This window comes from Nocardia sp. NPDC127526, assembly GCF_042672265.1.
Lineage (GTDB): Bacteria > Actinomycetota > Actinomycetes > Mycobacteriales > Mycobacteriaceae > Nocardia.
The window spans coordinates 354460-372007 of the sequence record NZ_JBHXVO010000002.1; the positions used below are offsets into that span (position 1 = coordinate 354460).

At 69.4% G+C, this 17548-nt stretch carries 19 protein-coding genes and 1 pseudogene; 10 read left to right on the forward strand and 10 right to left on the reverse strand.

The features are described from left to right. Positions 1–272: 272 nt before the first annotated feature. The 3 genes from ACFVIV_RS04765 (at position 273) to ACFVIV_RS04775 (ending at position 1502) form a co-directional block, all read left to right on the forward strand. A complete protein-coding gene (locus ACFVIV_RS04765; RefSeq protein ID WP_379193428.1) occupies positions 273–455 on the forward strand; it encodes a hypothetical protein in 183 nt (60 codons plus the stop codon). 106 nt (positions 456–561) lie between these two features. Next, positions 562–1026: a nitroreductase family deazaflavin-dependent oxidoreductase gene (locus tag ACFVIV_RS04770; protein WP_379193429.1), complete on the forward strand. Its 465-nt coding sequence runs from the start codon at positions 562–564 to the stop codon at positions 1024–1026. A gap of 50 nt (positions 1027–1076) precedes the next feature. Next, the gene (locus ACFVIV_RS04775; protein WP_379193689.1) at positions 1077–1502 is read left to right on the forward strand and encodes a hypothetical protein; all 426 of its coding nucleotides are present in this window, start codon (positions 1077–1079) and stop codon (positions 1500–1502) included. On the opposite strand, the pseudogene ACFVIV_RS04780 reads toward ACFVIV_RS04775, so the two are convergent. After that, positions 1479–2192 (reverse strand): annotated as a pseudogene (locus ACFVIV_RS04780) (DUF4389 domain-containing protein); the annotation flags it as partial. The gene ACFVIV_RS04775 and the pseudogene ACFVIV_RS04780 sit on opposite strands and share 24 nt — an antisense overlap. A 279-nt stretch (positions 2193–2471) precedes the next feature. Here ACFVIV_RS04780 and ACFVIV_RS04785 point away from each other — a divergent pair. The 5 genes from ACFVIV_RS04785 to ACFVIV_RS04805 all read left to right on the forward strand — a co-directional run bounded on the left by ACFVIV_RS04785 (position 2472) and on the right by ACFVIV_RS04805 (position 6607). Beyond that, a complete protein-coding gene (locus ACFVIV_RS04785) occupies positions 2472–3209 on the forward strand; it encodes a PspA/IM30 family protein (RefSeq protein WP_379193430.1) in 738 nt (245 codons plus the stop codon). Further along, complete coding sequence (locus tag ACFVIV_RS04790; RefSeq protein WP_379193431.1) at positions 3206–3484, forward strand: hypothetical protein; 279 nt, start codon at positions 3206–3208, stop codon at positions 3482–3484. The genes ACFVIV_RS04785 and ACFVIV_RS04790 overlap by 4 nt, the downstream gene beginning before the upstream one ends. Before the next feature lie 4 nt (positions 3485–3488). After that, entirely contained in the window at positions 3489–4388 is a 900-nt protein-coding gene (htpX, locus tag ACFVIV_RS04795; RefSeq protein WP_379193432.1) for a zinc metalloprotease HtpX, read from the forward strand. A 5-nt stretch (positions 4389–4393) separates the two neighbouring features. Next, on the forward strand, positions 4394–4969 hold the full coding sequence (locus ACFVIV_RS04800) for a hypothetical protein (protein WP_379193433.1): 576 nt from the start codon (positions 4394–4396) through the stop codon (positions 4967–4969). Between the two features lie 66 nt (positions 4970–5035). Then, positions 5036–6607, forward strand: coding sequence for an ABC1 kinase family protein (locus ACFVIV_RS04805; protein WP_379193434.1), 1572 nt, complete (start codon positions 5036–5038; stop codon positions 6605–6607). Positions 6608–6637: 30 nt separating this feature from the next. Here the strand turns inward: ACFVIV_RS04805 and ACFVIV_RS04810 are convergent, their stop codons facing one another. Next, positions 6638–7102 carry a pyridoxamine 5'-phosphate oxidase family protein gene (locus ACFVIV_RS04810; RefSeq protein ID WP_379193435.1) on the reverse strand — a complete coding sequence of 155 codons (465 nt, stop codon included), beginning with the start codon at positions 7100–7102 and terminating at the stop codon, positions 6638–6640. Between the two features lie 231 nt (positions 7103–7333). Beyond that, on the reverse strand, positions 7334–8365 hold the full coding sequence (locus tag ACFVIV_RS04815) for a hypothetical protein (RefSeq protein WP_379193436.1): 1032 nt from the start codon (positions 8363–8365) through the stop codon (positions 7334–7336). 210 nt (positions 8366–8575) lie between these two features. Here ACFVIV_RS04815 and ACFVIV_RS04820 point away from each other — a divergent pair, with 210 nt between their 5' ends. Both ACFVIV_RS04820 and ACFVIV_RS04825 read left to right on the forward strand, forming a co-directional pair. Beyond that, positions 8576–9124, forward strand: a complete 549-nt coding sequence (locus tag ACFVIV_RS04820) for a flavodoxin domain-containing protein (RefSeq protein ID WP_379193437.1) — start codon at positions 8576–8578, stop codon at positions 9122–9124. 5 nt (positions 9125–9129) lie between these two features. Next, a complete protein-coding gene (locus ACFVIV_RS04825) occupies positions 9130–9705 on the forward strand; it encodes a CBS domain-containing protein (RefSeq protein WP_379193438.1) in 576 nt (191 codons plus the stop codon). 211 nt (positions 9706–9916) lie between these two features. On the opposite strand, the gene ACFVIV_RS04830 is transcribed toward ACFVIV_RS04825, so the two are convergent. The 7 genes from ACFVIV_RS04830 to acsA all read right to left on the reverse strand — a co-directional run bounded on the left by ACFVIV_RS04830 (position 9917) and on the right by acsA (position 17387). Next, the gene (locus tag ACFVIV_RS04830; RefSeq protein ID WP_379193439.1) at positions 9917–10237 is read right to left on the reverse strand and encodes a hypothetical protein; all 321 of its coding nucleotides are present in this window, start codon (positions 10235–10237) and stop codon (positions 9917–9919) included. Positions 10238–10247: 10 nt separating this feature from the next. Further along, the gene (locus ACFVIV_RS04835) at positions 10248–11258 is read right to left on the reverse strand and encodes a hypothetical protein (protein ID WP_379193440.1); all 1011 of its coding nucleotides are present in this window, start codon (positions 11256–11258) and stop codon (positions 10248–10250) included. 108 nt (positions 11259–11366) lie between these two features. After that, entirely contained in the window at positions 11367–11621 is a 255-nt protein-coding gene (locus ACFVIV_RS04840; RefSeq protein ID WP_379193441.1) for an acyl carrier protein, read from the reverse strand. Positions 11622–11626: 5 nt separating this feature from the next. Continuing rightward, positions 11627–13429: a 2-oxo acid dehydrogenase subunit E2 gene (locus tag ACFVIV_RS04845; protein ID WP_379193442.1), complete on the reverse strand. Its 1803-nt coding sequence runs from the start codon at positions 13427–13429 to the stop codon at positions 11627–11629. Next, positions 13430–14401, reverse strand: coding sequence for an alpha-ketoacid dehydrogenase subunit beta (locus ACFVIV_RS04850; RefSeq protein ID WP_379193443.1), 972 nt, complete (start codon positions 14399–14401; stop codon positions 13430–13432). It lies immediately after the preceding gene. Further along, positions 14398–15405: a pyruvate dehydrogenase (acetyl-transferring) E1 component subunit alpha gene (pdhA, locus tag ACFVIV_RS04855; protein ID WP_379193690.1), complete on the reverse strand. Its 1008-nt coding sequence runs from the start codon at positions 15403–15405 to the stop codon at positions 14398–14400. Before pdhA ends, ACFVIV_RS04850 begins: the two co-directional genes overlap by 4 nt. A 215-nt stretch (positions 15406–15620) precedes the next feature. Beyond that, entirely contained in the window at positions 15621–17387 is a 1767-nt protein-coding gene (acsA, locus tag ACFVIV_RS04860) for an acetate--CoA ligase (RefSeq protein ID WP_379193691.1), read from the reverse strand. Positions 17388–17548 lie beyond the last annotated feature (161 nt).

Genomic DNA, 17548 nt, shown 5'->3' on the forward strand with positions numbered 1-17548 from the left:
ACACATGGTGCGCCGCAACGGGCGCCGGCCCCCAGGGCGGATGGTCCTCATCCCGGGGGACCTTCCTCCCCCCGCCGTCCGCTCGACAGCGGGTGCGGGCGACCGTGTCGTTCCGGAATTCATATTTCAGTAGAACCACAGCGGCCGTGGGTATTTCGACTGGGGATGTCTGGGGAGTATCGAATTACGTTGTGGTTGTTATCTTTATCCGAGCATCGTCGATCCGATGCCTTTCGGATGGAAATTCATTTCAAGACAGGTGGTTTCGAGCTATGTCTGTTTTCTTGAGCGCCATGGATACCGTGAACTACATTGCCTCCGGTTCCGCGCCTGGTGGCGGCGGCAATTCCCTGGGCAGCGGATCCTCGCTCGCCTCCAGCGGTTCCGCGGGCATCGGCATGGGCCTGGTCAAGCTGATTCTCGGCCTGTTCACCTCGGTGATCGGCAACTTCTGAGCGGCGGCGGGGGTGATGCGGGCCGGTCGGCCGGCCTGCATCACGCCGGGAGTCGGCTGCGCCGCACTGTGTTACCGTGGCGAGGAGTCCGTCGTGCGGAGTTGTCATGCGAAGCTACAGCGATTATCTGCGCTGGCTGTATCGAACGGGTCGGCCCAATTGGTTTGCCCGGGTGCAGAATCGGGCGTCGGCGTGGTTGTTCGCACTCGGCGTCGCCCCGCGCACGGTGGCCGCGCTCGGCATCGTGGGCCGGCGCAGCGGGCGGCTGATCTGGTTCCCGATAGTGCTCACCGAGGTCGGCGGCCAGCGGTATGTGGTGTCGATGCTCGGCCCGGACGTCAACTGGGTGCGCAATCTGGCCGCAGCCCAAGGCCGGGCGGTGCTGCGCCACGGCCGCCGCGAGGAGGTCCGCCTCACCGAGGTGGAGCCGACGGACAGACCTCCCGTTCTGCGGCGCTATGTGCAGATAGCACCGGGCGGGCGCCCGCACATTCCGGTCGGGCGCGATGCGCCGCTCACGGACTATCAGCGCATCGCCGCGGATTACCCCGTTTTCCGGATCACGCAATAAGGGACAAAAGACCCTGGCGACGGTCGCCGGCGTGGGTAGCGTCGATGATCGTGAAGTCGATTGGGCAGCACCTGCTGTGGTTTCTGCCGATGCTGTGGCTCGGCATGGTATTGGCGATCTCGTTTCTCGAAGCGCCGCTGAAGTTCCGCGCGCCGGGGATCACCGTGCCCTTGGGGTTGGGTATCGGCCGACTCGTGTTCCGGGCGTTGAACACCGCCGAAGCCGTGCTCGCGGTGGCGCTGCTCGCCGCGGCGGCCGGCGTGGGCCCCGGGGCGGCGACCTGGTGGTGGCTGGGGTCCGCGAGCGCGATCCTGGCCGTCCAGGTGCTGGCGGTGCGGCCGATCCTCACCCGTCGCTCGAACCGTGTGCTGGCGGGTGAGGACCTGCCGCGATCCTCCGCACACCACTGGTACGTCGGGCTGGAGATCGCCAAGGTGGTCACGCTGATCGGGCTAGCGCTCGCCGCCGCTCCCTGAACTGGTGAGCGTGCCGGCCGGGTCGGCGCCGGGCGTCGCGGTCCGCGTGCTCCACACCGGTTCCCGCGGGCCCTGGTCGAGCCGGAAGGGCGGGTAGTCGTCACGCATGAGGGCGGCATAGGCGAAGACGCGGTAGAACCAGCGGTTGACGCCGAGCACGAAATCGAACAGGCCGCGCGGGTAGCGGCCGGTGAACAGCAGCGCCACGGCGGCGATCAGGATGAGCACGCCGAGCAGGCCGATGGTGGTGGTGCCGTCGGTGTTCTCATTGCCGCCGAGCACGACGCCACCGCCGAACAGGGCCGCCAGCACCAGATAGTGCGGGATGGCCAGCAGCCACCACTTCACCAGCACCAGTCCACGGGAGAGCCGTTCGGGGTAGTCGACTTCCAGATCGGCCGGGTAGTCCGCGGCGCCGAGGGTGAACGGCGGGTACTTGTCGGTGCCCAGCGCCGCGTAGGTGTAGAACTGCACCCGCCACGACCAGCGCATCACCCCGACATTGAAGTCGAACAGCGATCGCGGATACCGCCCGGTGAACAGGATGGCGAAACCCGCCACCACGGTGAGCACCCAGAAGGCGACCCACAGGAACAACAGCACGACATAGTGCGGGATCGCCATGATCCACTTCACCAGCCACAACCACCGCGACAGCGGTTCGTCCAGATCGCCGCGTAACCGGACCGGCCCGGCGACGGTGTTCTCGGGATTCATATCGGCTCCTTACCGAGGGCAGTGCTTCGATCCGCTCCGGACCACTGCCGGACACGTGATCTGTTTCCCGCCTTCAGGATTGGCCGCGCCACCGAGCCGGTGCAGGGCCGAACAGCCCCGGGTGCGCGACGAAAGACCCGGGACCGGGCGAGCAATTGACCGAGTGCCCACGGATGGGCCACCAATGTCCCTATCGGCGCGCCCGCGCGCGGGCGAGGGTGTGTACACCGACTCTTCGAGGAGTGAACAGCCGTGAGTATCGCCCGCCGACTGGCCCTGTTGTTCCGGGTCAAGGCCAATAAGCTGCTCGACCGCAGCGAGGATCCCCGTGAGGTGCTGGACTATTCGTATCAGCGGCAGTTGGAGCTGCTCGCCCAGGTGCAGCGCGGGCTCGCCGACGTCGCGACCAGCCGCAAGCGCATCGAATTGCAGGACAACCAATTACAGCAGTCCGCCGACCGATTGCAGCGCCAAGCGGGGCAGGCCGTCACACAGGGCCGAGACGATCTGGCCCGGGAGGCGCTGACCCGCCGGGCGGCCGTGCAGGAGCAGCGGGAGCGCCTGCGCCCGCAGCACGACGAGCTGGCCGCGCAGGAGGCGAAACTCACCACCGCCGCACAACGCCTGCAGACCAAGGTCGAGGCCTTCCGCACCCGCAAGGAGGCCATCAAGGCCGGCTATACCGCCGCCGAGGCGCAGAGCCGGATCGGCGAGGCGGTCACCGGCATCTCGGAGGAGATGGGCGATGTGGGGCTGGCCATCCAGCGCGCCGAGGACAAGACCGCGCAACTGAGCGCGCGTGCGCAGGCGCTCGACGAGCTCATCGCCAGCGGTGCGCTCGACGATGCGACCGCGGAACCGGGTGGGCGCGACGACATTCAGGCCGCCCTGGACGCCGCCCGCGGCACCGGCGCCGTCGAGGACGAACTCGCGCATTTGAAGAACCAGCTCACCATGATCGACGCGACACGGCGGGAGGGCTCGCGATGATCATCCGGATTCTCGGCGAGGGCCAGTTCACCGTCGACGATGCGCACATCACCGTCCTCAACGACCTCGACGATCAGCTGGTGCTCGCGGTCGACGCCGACGACGCCGTCGGATTCGCGCTCACCCTGCGCAAACTGCTCGCGGCCGTCGGCGAGCTCGGCGCCGCGGTCCCGGCCGAGGCGCTGCTCCCCTCCGATCTCGTGCTGCCCGCGGCGGACACGCCGCTCGCCGACGTGCGGGCGCTGCTGCGATCCGACGGATTGATCCCGGGATAGCGTCGTGCACAGCAGGTTCCGCCCCGATCACCAGCTCACCGCGCGCATGGCGCTGACCGTATTCCTGCTCGGGCTGGTCTACGTGGCCTTCATCGCCGCGCTGGTGGTGCTCATCGAGCAGGTGGTGGTCATCGTCGCCATCGTCGGCGCGCTGCTGTGGGCACAGTTCTGGTTCTCCGATCGAATCGCGCTCTACGCCATGCACGGCCGGATCGTCACCCCGGAGCAGGAGCCCCGCCTGCACGGTGTCGTGGACCGGCTGTGCGCCACGGCGAACATGCCCAAACCACAGGTGGCCATTGCCGATATCGAGCTGCCCAATGCCTTCGCCACCGGCCGCAGTCCGCGGCGCGCGGTGGTGTGCGTGACCACGGGGCTGCTGCGGCGGCTGGACCCGGAGGAGCTGGACGGCGTACTGGCACACGAGCTCTCGCATATCGCGCACCGCGATGTCGTGGTCATGACCACCGCGTCGTTCCTCGGCGTGCTCGCGGGGCTCGTCGCCCGTTTCACCATGTACTCGACCATGTTCGGCGGCCGGGATCGCCGCGGCGACAACCTCTTTCTGGTCGTGCTGCTGGTGATGGCCGTCTCGGCGGCCGTCTACGCCCTCAGCTATCTGCTCATCCGCGCGCTGTCGCGCTACCGGGAACTGGCCGCCGACCGCGCCGGGGCGGCCCTCACCGGGCACCCCTCGGCGCTGGCGGCCGCGCTGACCAAGATCAGCGGCGATATCTCCCGCATCCCCAGCCGGGATCTGCGCGCCCAGCAGGCGTTCAACGCCTTCTTCGTGGTGCCCGCGCTCGGTGCGGGGGCGAGTCTGTCGACGCTGCTGTCCACCCACCCCAGCCTCGAGACGCGGCTCGACCAGCTCGCCCGGCTGACCAGCGAACTCGAGGCGTGAGCGGCATGGGATTTCTCGACGCGCTCCTGGGCCGCACCCCCGCGGCGCCGCCGAATCTGGACGTGCTGTTCACCGTCGCACCCGCCGCCTGCACCCTGCAGGCGGCGCTGGCCCTGCAGCCCACCGGCGTGGGCGCGGTGTGCTTCCGGGACGCCGAGGGCGGCGGCGCACGGCGCTCCCGGGAGGAGATCCTGGCGCTGCTGCGGCTGGACCCGGAGCTCACGACCGAGGTCACCGCGGACGAGTACGGCTTCACCTGGATCGTCTGCCGCCAGCCGAGCGCCGACCTCGCCGCGCTGGTGACGGCCTTGCACGCGATCAATGCCACCTTGTCGGACAGCGGTTTCGGATCGCTGCTGCTGTGTACAGTCATCGGTTTCGTCACCGATGACCCGCCGCCGCGCCGGCTCGGCCTGGTGTACCTGTTCAAGCGCGGCACCTTCTATCCCTTCGCGCCGTCCGGTCCGCAGCGGCGCGACACCGTCCTCGAATTGCGGGCCCGCGCCGCGCTTTCGCGGGAACTGCCCATCGAACCCGATCTCGAGCGCTGGTTCCCGCTCTGGAACGCGCCCGCACCCTGAACGGATCACGCCCGTGCACACCGCACCCGCCCGCCCGGTCCCCGCGCCCTCGTCTCGGAGGACACCATGAACTCGCATGTGAGCTACCGGGCCCGCCTGTCCCGCATCTCCCAGATCACCCGCGTGCTGTGGAGCGGTGAAACCCATTGGGTGGCCGATGCGCTCGGGGTGAAGGAGTGCGGATCGCTGCGGTGCCGGCTGCACTGCGCGGCCGGGCTCAGCCAGTGCGAGCATCATATGGCGATCGAAAGGCCACTGCCGGAACGGATTCGGGAGGTGCTCGAGCAGCTGGGGCCGACCTTCGTCAAGGCGGGGCAGATGCTGGCGCTGCGGCCGGACTATCTGCCGCTGCCCTATGCGCAGGCGTTGCAGCGGCTGCACACCCATGCCCCGTCGTTCGACGCCGAGATCGCGCAGGCCATTGTCGAGACCGAACTGCGGGCGCCGCTGGATCGGCTGTTCGCCGAGTTCGAGCCGAAACCGTTTGCGGCGGCATCCCTGTCGCAGGTGCATCGGGCACGGCTGCGGGACGGCCGGGCGGTGGCGGTCAAGGTGCAGCGGCCGGAGGTGGCCGCGCTGGTGTCGCGCGATCTGGCGCTGTTGCGGTGGGCGGCCGGAAAAGTCGAGCAGCATCGCCACGGCGCCCTGGCCTTCCGGCCCACCGAAGCGGTCGACGAACTCACCGCCTACACCACGCGGGAGCTCGACTTCCGGCGTGAGGCAGCGGTTTCCGAGCAGGTGCGGCACAATGCCGCGGGCGACAAGCGCCTGGTGGTCCCCGCCGTGCACCGCACACTGAGCACGGCCCGGGTGCTGACCACCGATCTGATCGACGGCATCGAACCGGCCCCGGCCGCGGAATTGGCCGCGGCGGGAATCGACCCGGACCGGGTGCTGGCCGCGGGCGCCAGCTGGATGGTGCGGCAGCTGTTCACCGACGGCCTCTTCCACGCCGATCCGCATCCGGGCAATATCCTGCTGCTCCCGCGAAACCGGGTCTGTCTCATCGATTTCGGCATGTTCGGCCGGCTCGACCGCACCCAGCGGCGCCGGATGGGGCTGATGCTGCTGGCGCTGATCAGCGGCGACTACAACGCGGTCGGCATGCAGCTGCTGCGGATGTCGACGCTGCGCCCCGGGGCGGATCCGCGGGGCTTCCGCGATGCCGTGGCCGATCTCGTCGAGGACTGGTACGAGGCCGAGTCCGGGATGACCGCGGCGCAGCTGCTGCTGCGCGATCTCGGGCTCGGCGGGGCCTTCGGCATCGTGTTCCCGCGCGAGCTCATGCTGCTGTGCCGCTCGCTGGTCACCCTGGAATCCACGGCGCGGGTGATCCGGCCGGAACTGGATCTGTCGGTCCTGTTCCGGCCGCTGCTGCCGCAACTGCTCATGGCGCTGCTGCCGACGCCGCGGAATCTGTGGGGGATGTTCTCCGAACAGCGCATCGACTACCTCGGCCTGGCCCTCGAAGTGCCGGACATGGTCCTCGAACTCGCGGACACGCTGCGGCGGCGCAGCGTGCTCGACCAGCTCAGCGCATCGGTCGCGCCGCCGCCCAAGAGCTGGCTGCCCGCGGTGGCCGAGGTGGCCGCCGGCGGCTGGATCGCCCGTGGCCTGCGCACGGCGCTGCCCCGCTGATCACCCCGCGCACCAGCGCGGGGCCGGTCATCAGGCGGACTTCTCGGCGGCGTTCTCGCTCGCGTCCACCAGCCGGATGCCGGTGACGAGCGCCGGTTCGATGGCGACCACGGTGTCCATGGCGCCGTTCACCCACGGCCGCAGCAGCCGCTCGTAGCGCGCGACGCGCTCGGGATCGGTGACGGTCCGGGCGATGCCGGTGACCACCACCGACCAGCCCAATTGCTGGATCGGGTCGATATCGTCGGCCTCGTAGGCCACCACCACATTGGCATCGGCGCGCACCGCCGAGGTCAGCCGTGAGGTGAGCCGGGTGCGCACGACGATGATCTCGCCCTCGTCCAGCAGATGGTTCACCGGCCGGATCGCGGGCAGGGCCTCGCGGGTGAAGACCACCCGGCCGTAGGAGACGCTGGACAGCAGGCGCAGGGCTTCCTCGCGGGTCAGCTGGATGGTGTCCCGCGGGGGTAGTTCGCCGTCGAGGAACCCGCTCACCGCGCATCACCCGCTCGCATCCTGGCATCGGCATCGAACAACACCGCGTGTTGTCTCACCCGGATCGGCCATGATTCGGACGGACGCATGTCGCAACAACCCTTTCTATCGTGCTCCCCTACTGCAGACCCCGCACTCCATGGCACCACCGTGGGCGCGAGGCCGCCAGGGCCGAAGGTCCTCCATTGATCTCCCATCCGGATACCCGGACCGGGACCTCGCCGCGCCGTGTCAGCGCGGGCGCGTCGCATGGCCGGCCGCCAGCACCCGGGTCAGGAAGGCTCCGGTCACCGCCGCCATGACCGCCGCCATGACCAGACCGCCCAGTGCGCCGATGGCGGCCACCAGCGGCACCGCCTGACCGGGCTGCCACAGCGGACTGGTCACCAGGGTGAAAGAAATCAGACCCGCGACCCAGGCGACCGCGGTGCCCCAGATCCACAGCACGGCGCGATCGGTGAAGCGGCGCAAGACGATCCACTGGGCGATGCCGAGGGCGAAGACCATGATCAAGGCCCCGGCCGCTATCACCGGTATCTGCGCCCCGATGGGCCATTCGCCGAGCTTCTCGCCGAACAACATCAGCAGCACACCCACCGACCAGGCGACGATTCCGCCCGCGGCGGTGGCCGCCACCCAGTCGCGAATGCGCAGCCGGGACAAGACCGTTCGCAGCACACCGGCCTGAAAGGCGCCCAATACCGCGCCCTCGACCGCGCCGGCGAACAACATCGTGCCCGCGACCACGGCCGGCCGCCCGTCGGCCACCAGCGCACCGCCGAGCGCGGGCGCGGCGAAACCGAGGAACTCGCCCAGCGTCACCCGGGTGAACCAGCGGCGGCGCAGGCTCGGCAGCACGTCGGACTCGGCGCGCGACCCCACCTCGAACACCACATACGGATCGATCGCCGACGCCTGTGTCCGCGGCCGCGCTTGCAGGAAGAGCGCCTCGACCTGCTCGTGCTCCAGCGAGGCCGGCCGCACCACGTGCCCGATACCGCTGAACCACTCCCCATCGATCCGGATCGACGCCGGGTGCGGCTTCCGAAAGTTGCGCCACCACGTCTTTGTGGCGGAATTCGCAACCCGGACGACCACGCTGTCGCCGGCTCGGACGAAGGACACGGGCAGCGCGGTCCGCCGTCCCGACACTCGTCCCTCGTACCGCAACTCACCTATCGTGTGCGCCAGGCCCGTCGGCAGCCGCAACGCCATCAGCACCGCCGATGCTCCGAGTCCCGGTGTCTCGTACTTCACGCTCACCGTGTCCTCCATCCGGTCGGCGAATCGATTCGTGCCATGCCTCGATCCTCCGCCCGCCGCGCGATCGGCCACAGAAGCGAAAGTCACTGTCTTCGTGACCTTTCGCCGACCGATATCGTTACGCGCGACGCCGGTGCCGGGGCCGTTGGTCCCGCCCGCGAAGGCACCAGTCCTCTGCCGAACCGGGCGCTGTGCGGCCAGGCTGAACAGATGGCAAAGGACACCGCACGCATCGTGATCCTTTACGCGACGGCCGCCGGTTCGACGCGCGGGATCGCCGAATACATCGGCAACGCCCTCCGTGAGCGCGGAGCCGAGGTCGAAGTCGCCGCCATCGGCAAGGCGCCGGATATCACCGGTGCGGATGCGGTCGTCCTCGGCAGCGCCGTGCACAACGCCGACCTGCTGCCGCAGGCGACCGAGTACATCCGCGACCACCACGACGATCTGGTGGCCCGACCGGTCTGGTTGTTCAGCGTCGGGCTGGCCCCCGCCCTGCGCGGGCCGATCGGCCGCCGCTTCGCGGCCGTGGTGCCGGCCAAATTCGCCGCCGTCCGCGATTCCCTCGCCGTGCGCGACTATCACGCCTTCGCCGGTGTCATGCACCGCGCCGACACCGCCTGGTGGGCCCGGCTCGTCTATCTCGCCATGGGCGGCGGCCGCTACGGCGACCTGCGCGACTGGAACGAGATCCACGCCTGGACCGACACCATTGCCGCCGCACTGCGGCTGTCCACCCCCACCCCTCCCGCGAGGTGATACCCATGCATGCACGCGACGTCCTCAGCCGACCGGTCGTCACGGTCCGCCCGGAAACCCCACTGCGCCAAGCGATCGCGCTGTTGACCGGCCACGGCTATGCGGCGCTGCCGGTCGTCGACGAACAGGACCGTGTGGTCGGCATGTTCTCCGAGTCCGACGCGCTGGCGGTCACCCGCCTGGACGCCGTCACCGTCGAAGCCGTCATGGCGGTGCCGGTGGAGGTCGTCACCCCCGGCACCGACACCTCCGCCATCGCCTCGCGCATGCTCACCGGACAACTGCGCTCCATGCCGGTGGTGGAATCCGGCATCCTGGTCGGCATCGTCGCCCGCAGCGACCTGCTGCGCACCCTCATCGACGACGACGCCACCATCGAGGCGAAAATCCGTGCGCTGCTCGATGATTACGCCGGCAGCCGCCGCCAATGGGACATCGAGGTCGCCGACGGCCGCGTCGCCGTGCGCGGCATCTTCGCCGACGACACCGAACAGCGCACCGTCGCCGAACTGACCCGTCTGGTCGCCGGCGTCCACCACGTCGAGATCCTCGAGGATCGGGTGCTGCCACCGCAGCGCTGAAACAGCGTGCGCCGAGGACACTGCGCGCCGACACGACAATGTGCCCGGAAATCCTCCGGGCACAAAGCATTCGCCTGATCGGGTCGGTCCATCCCGCTCCGTTTCCGCCCTATTTCTTCCCGCTGCTGCGGGTGCCGATATAGGTCGTCACGATTGCGGTGACGGTGATGAGCAGCGCGATGAGCACCGCCGCTGTGGGCCAGTCCATGATTCACCTCTTTTCCGATAGCGTGCTGCACAGCAACCGATCCGGTCCCGTGCGCAAAGCGCGGCGAATCATCTCTTCCAGCCCATCGAGCGCCGCCAGCGATGAGCAGGGGTCGGTATTGATCAGTTCCGGGAACTCGCCGCTGAACGCGATGTACGCCGAATCCGCCGGCGACCATCGCACCTCGTAGTTCACGCCGAGGAGCTGCTGCTCGATTCGACCGGCGGAGCCGGTATGCGGGTCGCTTTTCATATATCGACTGTGCCCGTTTCCCGCCGATTGCAACCGATGCGGAAGACCTCGATGTCGATGGCTTTCGTCCACAGGCGTGCCGTCACCTGGATGCACTGCGCGGCTGCGCGGCGGGCGCGGGCGGCTGCCGTGTCTCCGTGCCGGCGTCGAGGGAGCGACCCAGGGATATGAGCTGGTCGACGGTGTCGCCGTGGCGGGCGAGGAATTCCGCGCGGGCGCGGCCGCGGCGGAAGGTGAGGAAGGCCCTTCCGGTGTGCAGTTGCCAGGTGTGCCAGAACAGCATCGGCACCATGAGTGCGAAATTGGCTGCGCCCCAGATGATCCAGACGCGTTCGTCGAACCAGCCGTCGGAGGGCATGACGGTCGGGAAGATGTTGTAGATGCCGATCACGAGCATGAGGACCGGCAGGGTGTAGATGCGGGCCATGATGTACAGCTCGGGGCGGCGCATGACCAGCGGGTAGATCTCGGCCACGGCCAGGATGCAGATGCTGCCGGCGAAATGCTCCTCCTGCGGCGGGTAGCCGCCGTAGGTGAAGCACAGGTTCCACGAGGTGTACACGAAGTTCCAGGCGACGGTGGTGAAGGCGATGAGCTCGGCATTGCCGTTGGCGGTGATCTCCCAGAAGCGCGGGGTGTAGGGGATGGTGAGGCAGAGCCCGAGGCCGACGGCGGCGTTCCAGTAATTGCCGATCTGGGCGTCGCGCAGGGTGGCCTCGGTGATGTTGAGGAACAGGATGGCGTAGGGAAACCAGAGGAACCGCGGGTGGCGCAGCAGCGTCCACACCCGGCCGGGCCGCTGTTCGGCCACCGAGACGCGCATCGCGCCGACAATGGTCAGCGGGATGAGCACCGAGAGGATCTTGGCCCAGGAGAACCAATTGATCAGGCCGATATCGCGGCCCGGCCCCCAGATCCACAGGGGGAAGGTGAGAATCGACAGCCCCCACACCCACATGGAGGCGCGGGGATGCAGTTGCATGTAGCGGACGATCGCCCACAGGATCGCGCAGAACACGATCATGGAGAACGCGGTGACCCAGGTGAACGGCGCCGGATTCCCGGCCACCGCTTCGGAAGCGGCTGTGATCATGGTCGGCCCTTCGTTGTCCCGTTGATCGCTTCAGCAAACAACGAGCACAACATGCGGGCCCAGGGACCAAATACCCCGGAACCAGACCGGAGGTCCCGTTTCCGCGGCTCAGTGCGTCTCGGTGAGGAATTCCACGCTGGACGCGATGGTGGCCAGCCGCGGGTAGTCGTCCTCCTCGATACGCCGCCCGAACGCGGTGGAAAGACGTTCGACGAAGGTCAGGAAGTCGAGCGAGTCGAGATCCAGTGCCGGGCGCAGCGGCTCGTCGACCGGCAGCGCGGCCAGTTCCGCCTCCCCGGCGAATCCGCGCAGCGCGGCGCGGACCATGCCGTCGGCGGTCTCGCGGGACACGGTGATGGGCATTGTTCTCACAGCTCCTCTGGATGTTGCAGCAGATCCGACACGGCGCGCAGGAAACGGGCGCCGACCGCGCCGTCGCTGGCCCGATGGTCGGCGGACAGGGTGGCGGTCACCTGGGCGCGCACGCCGAGCATCCCGTCCACGGCACAGGGGCGTTCGCTCACCGCGCCGAAACCGGCGATCGCCACCTGTGGTGCGGGAATGACGCCGAATACCGAATCCGCGCCCAGCTCACCGAGATTGGTGACGGAGATGGTCGCGGGCACGGTGTCGGACGAGCGCAGCCGCAGCGTGCGAGTGCGCTCGACGATGCCGCGCAATGCCGCCATCATGGCGGGGGGGTCGAGGGTGTCCGCATCCGGAATGGTCGGCACGATGATCCCGCCGCCGCGCAGCGACACCACCACACCCAGGTGCACCGACTCCGCCGGGCGGAATCGGTCATCGACCCAGTGCCCGTTCAGTTCCGGCACCGCCCGCGCGGCGCGCGCCGTCGCCGTGAGCAGCAGCGCCGCGGGCACCATCCGGCCCGCGACCGGCAGCTCGCGATTCGCCGACCGCAGCCAGCGGGTGACGGCATCCATATCGATGGTGCTCGACAGATAGTAGTGCGGCACAGTCTGTTTGGACCTCGTCATGGCCGCCGCGATCTGCTTGCGAATCGCCACCGGATCACGCGCAGGCAGCCCACCGGCACCCGACGACCGCGGGCGCGCCTGCGAGACAGCCGATTCCGCCGCACTATCGGACACCCGCTCCGCCACGGCCGCCGCCCGCACATCGGCGGCCCGCACCGCACCGCTGGCCCCGGTTCCGGTCACGCCGGCCAGATCCACACCGAACTCACCCGCCAGCCGGCGCGCCAGCCCGGAGGCACGCACCCACCCGTCCCGAGTCATACGGTGCAAGGCAGTCGATGTCTCCCGTTCTGCCGATGTCTCCCGTTCTGCGACAGCAGAGTCCGCTCCGGTCGCACGCACGCCCGCGTCGGAGGCACGCAACGGCGCGATCGGCCCGGCGTGGGCGTCGACACCGTCCGCACGTCGGCCCGCGCGACCCGGCACTGTAGTAGCCCCCGGCCGACTCGCAGCACCGCCCCGGCCGGACCGGCCAGCGGCGTCAGCGGCTTCGCCCGGCCCGGACTTTCCGGGAGCGATGTCGTGGACCGCATCGCGATCCGCCACGGCCTGTTCCACATCGGCCCGCACGATCCTGCCGCCCGGCGCGGAACCGTGCACGATGGCCAGGTCTATGCCCGCTTGCGCGGCCAGACGCCGAACCAGCGGCGTAGCCCGCACCCCGATTCCGTTCCCATCGTGTCGGTGTGGACCGCTCGCTGCCGAATTCGCCTCTGCCGCAGCGGGTATCGGCTCGACAGGAGCGTGTACCGGTTCGGGTGCGGCGGGCACCGGCTCGGATGCGCCCGGCACCGGCTCCGATGCGGCAGGCACCGGCTCGGGTGTGGCGGGTACCGGCTCCGATTTGGCAGGCACCGGCCCGGGTGTGGCGGGTACCTGTTCGGCGGCCGGGGAAACGACTTTCGCACCGTTGCTTTTGCCGATGGTGTCGGTGGCGGCGCTGGTTTCGATGGTTGCCAGCGGGGTGCCCACCGGGACTGTTGTTCCTTCCGGCACCAGGATTTCGCCGATGACGCCGTCGTCGAAGCATTCCACCTCGATGGCCGCCTTGGTGGTGTCCACTTCGGCGACGACATCGCCGGCGTGCACGGTGTCGCCGGGGTGGACCAGCCAGGTCAGCAGGGTGCCTTCGGTCATGTCCGCACCGAGGGAGGGCATGCGGAATTCCGGCATTCAGCCCACCGCCTTGTACACGGCCGTGACGACGGCGTCGGGCTGGGGCAGCGCCGCTTCCTCGAGTTGGCGGGCATAGGGAATGGGCACCTCGGCGGTGCACACGCGCCCGATGGGCGCGTCCAGGTCGTAGTAGGCGTGTTCGGCTGCGCGGGCGGCAATTTCGGCGGAGACGCTCATGCTGCGCCAGCCCTCGTCGACGATGACGAGACGGTGGGTGCGGGTGATCGAATTCAGCAGCGTGGTCTCGTCGAGGGGGCGCAGGGTGCGCAGATCGATCACCTCTGCGTCGATACCCTCGCCGGCCAACTGATCGGCGGCGGCCGTGGCGACGCGCAGCGCGCCCCCGTAGGACACGAGCGTGACATCGGTTCCGGCGCGCCGGATTGCCGCCTTGTCGATGTCGACCGCCCCCGCGTCGGCGGGCAGGTCGCCTTCGCTGTTGTACAGGGCGATCGGTTCGAAGATGAGCACCGGATCCGGGTCCTGCAATGCCGTCCACAGCATGCCGCGCGCATCGGCGACGGTGGCCGGGGAGAGCACGCGCAGCCCGGGAATGTGCGCGTAGAACACCTCGAGGCTGTGCGAATGCTGTGCGGCGAGTTGACGTCCCGCGCCGGTGGCCATGCGGATCACCAATGGCACGCCCAGCTGGCCGCCGGACATGTGGCGCAGGGTGGCGGCATTGTTGAGGATCTGATCCATGGCAAGCAGGCTGAAGTTCACGGTCATGACCTCCACGATCGGGCGCAGACCGCCCAGCGCCGCGCCGATGCCCGCGCCGACGAAGGCCGATTCGCTCAGCGGGGTGTCGCGGATGCGCCGGGGCCCGAACTCGTCGAGCAGTCCGCGGCTGACTCCGAAGCAGCCGCCGTACGCGCCGACGTCCTCCCCCATGAGGAAGACGCGCTCATCGCGGATCAGGGCTTCCCGCAAGGCTTCCCGCAGCGCTTCGCGATAGGTGATGGTCATGTCCGCTCCGCATACACGTGCCGGGTCAGGTCGGCCACCGGTTCCAGTGGCGCGGATTCGGCCGCGGCGACCGCGGCATCGATCTCGGCGTCGGCCGCGGCTTCCAGCGCCGCCCGGTCCTCGGGACCCAATTCGCCCGCGGCGCTGAGCTCCTGGGCCAGTCGCGGGATGGGATCGCGGGCCTTCCACTCCTCGATCTCGGATCGTTCCCGATAGCGGTCGGCGTCGTACATCGAATGCGCCCGGAAACGGTAGGTGCGCAACTCCAGGAAGCACGGCCCGCCGCCGCCCCGGATCGATTCCACCGCGCGCCGCGCCGCCATGGTCACCGCGACCGGATCCATGCCGTCGACCGGCCAGGCCGGCAGCCCATAGCTCGCGGCCCGCAGCGCCAGATCGGTGGCCGCGTGTTCGTGATCCAGGGCGGTGCCCATGGCGTAACGGTTGTTCTCACAAGCGAACAGCACGGGCAGCTGCCACAGCGCCGCCAGGTTCAGGCATTCGTGGAATTCGCCCTCGGCCACCGCGCCGTCGCCGAACAGGCACACCGTCACGGTATCCCGCTCGCGCAGCCCGTCGGCGAGAGCGAGCCCGACCGCCAGCGGCAGTCCGCCGCCGACAATGGCATTGCCGCCGTAGAAGCGACGCTCGGCGTCGAACAGGTGCATGGAGCCGCCGCGACCGTGACTGCATCCCGTTGCGCGGCCGAACATCTCGGCCATCACGGCGGCCATGGGAACACCGCGGGCCAGCGCATGCCCGTGCTCGCGGTAGGTCGAGACCACCGCGTCGCCGGGGTCGAGCGCGCCCAGCAGTCCGGCGGCCACCGCCTCCTCACCGATGTAGAGGTGCAGGAAGCCGCGAATGGCCTCGGCGCTGTAGAGCCGCACGCAGCGTTCTTCGAAGCGCCGGATACGAATCATCTGCCGCAGCAACTCGATTCGCTCCGCCGCCGGCACGTGCGAATGCTCCGGCCCGAACCTTTCCGAAGCGGCCGGGTGCATCGGCCCGACGCCCGCCTCCGGCGCGGCCGGGTGCAACGGCCCGGGGCCCGGCTCCGGGGCGGGCCGGCGCCCCGGTCCGGAGCCGGCCTCCGGGGCCGGAACGACCACGCCGCCGCCGTTCGGCCCGCCCGGAGGCGCGGATTCGGGGGTTTTCCGCCCGCGCCGGGTATTTCGATTGCTCGGCGGCCCGGATTCGGCCCGCCGCCGCGAGGTGGTCATGATGTCCCTTCCAGGGTCGACACATCGCCTTCGGGGAGCCCGAGCTCGCGGGCCTTGAGCAGTCGCCGCATGACCTTGCCGCTGCGGGTGTGCGGCAGGCTGTCGGCGAACACGATCTGTTTGGGCGCCACCGCACCCAGTTGCTTGCGCCCGAAGGCGATGAGCTCGTCGTGCAGTGCGGGCGTGGCCTCGAAACCCGGTCGCAGCAGGACGAATGCCTTGACCAGTTCCCCGGCCACCGGGTCCGGCGTGCCGATGACACCGGCCTCGGCCACCGCCGGATGCGCCAGCAGCGCGCTCTCCACCTCGAACGGGCCCACCAGATGCCCGGCGGATTTGATCACGTCGTCGGCGCGCCCGACGAACCAGAAATAGCCGTCGGCGTCGCGGCGGGCCAGATCGCCGGACAGATACCAGCCGTCGGCGAAAGCCCGTGCGTACCTGGCGGGATCGTTCCAGTAGCCGCGGAACATCGACGGCCAGCCCGCGCGCAGCGCCAGCTCGCCGACCTCGTCGTCGCCGGCGAATTCGACCGCTCCGTCCACGACGGCGGCGCGCCCGTCGGCGCCGCGGCGCAGGATGGCGGCCTCGATGCCGGGCAGCGGGCGGCCCATGGATCCGGGCCGGATCTGCTCGGCCGCGAAATTGGAGATCATGATCGCGCCGGTCTCGGTCTGCCACCAGTTGTCGTGGATCGGGTGGCCGAGTACGCGCTCACCCCACACCACCACCTCGGGGTTGAGCGGTTCGCCGACGCTGGCCGCGAAGCGGATCCGGGACAGATCCGTGCCCGCGGGCAGTTCGTCGCCGCGGCGCATGAGCATGCGCAGCGCGGTGGGGGCGGTGTACCACACCGTCACCTTTTCCCGGGTAAGGATGTCGTACCAGCGCCGGGCGTCGAACTCGGCTTCATCGCTGATCACGGTGGCGCCCAGGCACAGGGGCGCGATCACGCCGTAGGTCATGCCGGTCACCCATCCGGGATCGGCTGTGCACCAGAAGATGTCGTCGGGACGCAGATCCAGTGCGTAGTGCGCGGACATGCGGTGCGCCAGCACCGCGCCGTGCACGTGCACCGCGCCCTTGGGCCGGCCGGTGGTGCCGCTGGTGAAGTGCAGCAGCGCCGGATCCTCGAATCCGGTGCGCACCATGGGGAACACGTCACTGGCCGCGGCCAGCGCCAGGGACAGTTCGATGGTGTCGTCGAGGGGTTCGGCCTCGACGGCGGCGTCGGTGAGCAGGACATGCCGCAGCGCGGCGCGATGGGGCGCGACCTTGCGGCGGTAGTGCTCGGTGGTGGTCACCAGGGTGGTGGCGCCGGAGATCTCCAGCCGCTGCCGCACCGGTTCCGGTCCGAACGCCGAGAACAGCGGTGACACCACGCATCCGGCCTTCCACGCACCGAGGATCGCGACATACAGCTCCGGGGTGCGGCCCAGCAGCAGGCACACCCGGTCCCCGCGGCGCACGCCGATACCGCGCAGCACCGCGGCGAATCTATTGCTCAGCGAGGCGAGTTCGGCATAGGTCAGGCTCACCCGGCTGCCGTGCGCGCCGAGCCAGCGCAGCGCGGCCGTATCGGCCAGCGGCGTACCCAGATGCCGGTCCACCGCCGCGTAGGCGATATTCATGCCGCCGCCGGGCATTTCACCGAGGGCGGCGCGGGCGGCGTTCCAGCTGAACTCCCGGCGCGCCGTCGGGTAATCGGTGAGGTTGGCGGCGGATCGTTGATGCACGGATTTGTCGATAGGTGCCCAGCGCATCGGTTCGCGTTCCGAGACGCCCTCACGGCTGACGGTTCTCATGGGTCCTCCCGGATCCAGTCAACGCCGCCCACCGCGCGCTCCGGCAGGGCGCAAAGACCATTGCCGCGATGACCTCCGCCTCCGCCGGGAACGGCACTGCGCTTCTGCCCGGGCGGCAG